The organism is Thermogutta sp. (genome assembly GCF_014359955.1).
Lineage (GTDB): Bacteria > Planctomycetota > Planctomycetia > Pirellulales > Thermoguttaceae > Thermogutta.
Genome location: NZ_JACIYL010000615.1, coordinates 1 through 2,760, shown reverse-complemented (window position 1 = coordinate 2,760; position 2,760 = coordinate 1). Strand labels below are relative to the sequence as shown.

Here is a 2,760-nt window from a genome sequence, read left to right as displayed (position 1 = left end):
ATCCCCCAAGCGACAACGCAGTGAAAGTGTACTGGGCAAACGGGGGTCAGGTGCTGCCGCCGCACGACAAGCGGATGATCGAGGCGGTGATGGCCGTTCAGGACATCAAGAAAATCCCATTTGAAGAAGGTATTCGCTCAGGCCAGATCGTTTGCTGTCAGGAGGAAGTTGACCGCGCATTTGTGGAGGCCGTTGTCCGCCAAAGTCAGCCGGGACCGCGCAACTTGCGAATCCTCTACTCGCCCTTGCATGGAGTGGGGGCTACGGCGGTGGTACCGGCCCTTAAGGCGGCCGGATTTGAGGATGTTCATATTTACGGTCCCCACGCCGAACCGAACGGAGATTTTCCCAATGTGCCGGATCACATCGCCAACCCGGAAAACAAGGCGGTCTTCGAGCCGCTGATTTCCGAGGCCGTCAGGATCGGCGCGGACATCGCCCTGGCCACGGACCCGGATTGCGACCGGCTCGGGTGTGCCGTTCCCGTTCGGCCAAATGCCGAATCGCCGTGGACGACACTTACCGGAAACCAGATTGGGGCCCTCCTCACCGACTACGTCATTCGCAAAGCGCAGGAGCAGGGACGTCTCAGTGCGCGTCACTATGTCGTGGAAACACTCGTGACCACGCGACTCATCGGGAGAATTGCGCGGAAGTATGGGGTGCGGGTCATCGACGATCTCATGGTGGGGTTCAAGTGGATTGGGGCGACCATCGATTACGAAGGACCTGAATACTTTCTGCTGGGCGCGGAAGAGTCCTATGGGTTTCTTATCGGAGATCACGCCCGGGATAAAGATGGCGCCGTTGCCGCAATGGCGCTGTGCGAGCTGGCAGCCGAGCTGAAAGTGAGCGGAAAAACGCTTGCCATGCGACTCGACGAGTTGTTTACCACGTACGGGTTGCATGAGGAGACGGCTTTTTCCATTGCCCTTCCAGGTCAGGAAGGGATGCAGAAAATGGTCGAACTGATGAATCGGTTTCGGACCGATCCGCCGAAGTCTCTTGGGGGAAAACCCGTGGTTCGGGTGCGGGATCTCAATCAGCCGCTGGGACAGTACGAAAATGAGATGGAACTGGCGATGGCGGCCGCACGCCGGGGCAACGTGGTTGTCCTCGAGCTTGACGAGCACGGTCACCAGTATGTCGCGGTGAGGCCCTCCGGCACAGAACCCAAGTGCAAATTTTACATTTTCGGTTATATCCCACCGGAGGACTTGACAGACCTCACGAAAGACAAGGTCACGTTACGCCAGCAACTGGACGCCATCGCCGGTGATCTGCGAGCTTACGCCAACGGCTGACATCCCGCCGGGGCGAAGCCGTTCTCCATGAGCCAGTCGCACAGCCAGGCAAATTGGCCGTAGGAGTCCGCCGTCAGTTGCCGAGTGATTGAAGCGGGGCCGGAATGCGCCCGCCGAACTGGATGAACCGCGCGGAAGCGCCTGTGTTACGGACCTCGATGACTGGCGCGGCCCCAAACAACCCGCCAAAGTCCACCCAATCCCCGGCCTTTGCTCCGGGAACTGGAATGAGACGGCATGCCGTGGTCTTGTCATTGATAACTCCAATGGCCATCTCGTCCGCAATCAGGGCAGAGATGGTCTCCGGCGGGGTGTCGCCGGGGATGGCCACCATATCCAAACCCACGGAGCATACGGACGTCATGGCCTCGAGCTTTTCCAGCACGAGGGAACCCGAGCGCACCGCTTCCGCGAGGGCCGCATCTTCACTCACTGGGATGAACGCACCGCTCAGGCCTCCGACCGAGCTGGAGGCGAACAGACCGCCTTTCTTGACGGCGTCGTTAAGCATCGCCACAGCCGCCGTGGAACCAGGAGCGCCAATTCGATCGATACCCAGCGTCCTGATAATTTCACCCACACTGTCGCCCACCATGGGAGTCGGCGCAAGTGAAAGGTCCACAATTCCGAAGGCCACACCCAATTCTGCTGCGACCTCACGACCGATGAGTTCCCCTACCCGGGTGACGCGGAAGCTCGTGATTTTGATCTCCTCCGCCAGGTCGCCCAGCGTGACCTTGTCACCGCGTTCCAGCCTCCGTTTGAGGGCACTTCCCACGACCCCGGGACCGGAAACGCCGATGTTGACTGTGGCTTCTGGTTCTCCTGAACCCAGATAAGCGCCGGCCATGAAGGGATTATCTTCCGGAATGTTCGCGAACACCACGAGTTTGGCACACCCAAAGCCCTTTCGGTCGGCGGTGAGTTCGGCTGTTCGCACGATGATCCGGCCCATCTCTCGCACGGCGTCCATGTTGATGCCGGCTTTTCGTGAGGCCACGTTGACCGAAGCACAGACTTTCTGGGTGGAAGCGAGAACTTCGGGAAGACTATCGAGAACCACCTGGTCTCCCGACGAGATTCCCTTGTGAACCAGGGCCGTATATCCCCCCACAAAGTCCACGCCGCAGGCGGTGGCCGCTGCGTCGAGAGTCCTGGCGACCTGCAGGGCTGCACCTTTGCCATGACCCGCCAGGAGCGTGGAAATCGGCGAGATGGCGAGACGCTTGTTGACCACCGGGATTCCGTATTTGGCCCCAACGCGGTCGCATATATCGACCAGCCGGGATGCGCGGGCAGTGATTTTTTCCTTGAGTTTGCGGCACATGTGATCGACGTTGGGTGCCGCACAGTCTTCCACATTTAAAGCCAGAGTGACCGCCCGGACGTCAAGATGCTCGGCGTGAAGCATCCGGATCGTAGAAAGGATTTCGTCAGTCCGCAACATGGAAGTTCG

General features: G+C 59.6%; 2 protein-coding genes. One reads left to right on the top strand and one right to left on the bottom strand.

Going from position 1 to position 2,760, the window contains the following annotated elements; genetic code table 11:
• A partial coding sequence (locus H5U08_RS15045) for a phospho-sugar mutase (protein ID WP_297034825.1) occupies positions 1–1,304 on the top strand: 1,304 nt, incomplete at its 5' end.
• Between the two features lie 73 nt (positions 1,305–1,377).
• On the opposite strand, the gene H5U08_RS15040 is transcribed toward H5U08_RS15045, so the two are convergent.
• Positions 1,378–2,751: a PFL family protein gene (locus tag H5U08_RS15040; RefSeq protein WP_366494676.1), complete on the bottom strand. Its 1,374-nt coding sequence runs from the start codon at positions 2,749–2,751 to the stop codon at positions 1,378–1,380.
• Positions 2,752–2,760 lie beyond the last annotated feature (9 nt).

What these genes read in the sequence shown, in the direction of transcription:
- H5U08_RS15040 (WP_366494676.1), bottom strand. Translation starts at nt 2,751, where the DNA reads ATGTTGCGGACTGACGAAATCCTTTCTACGATCCGGATGCTTCACGCC.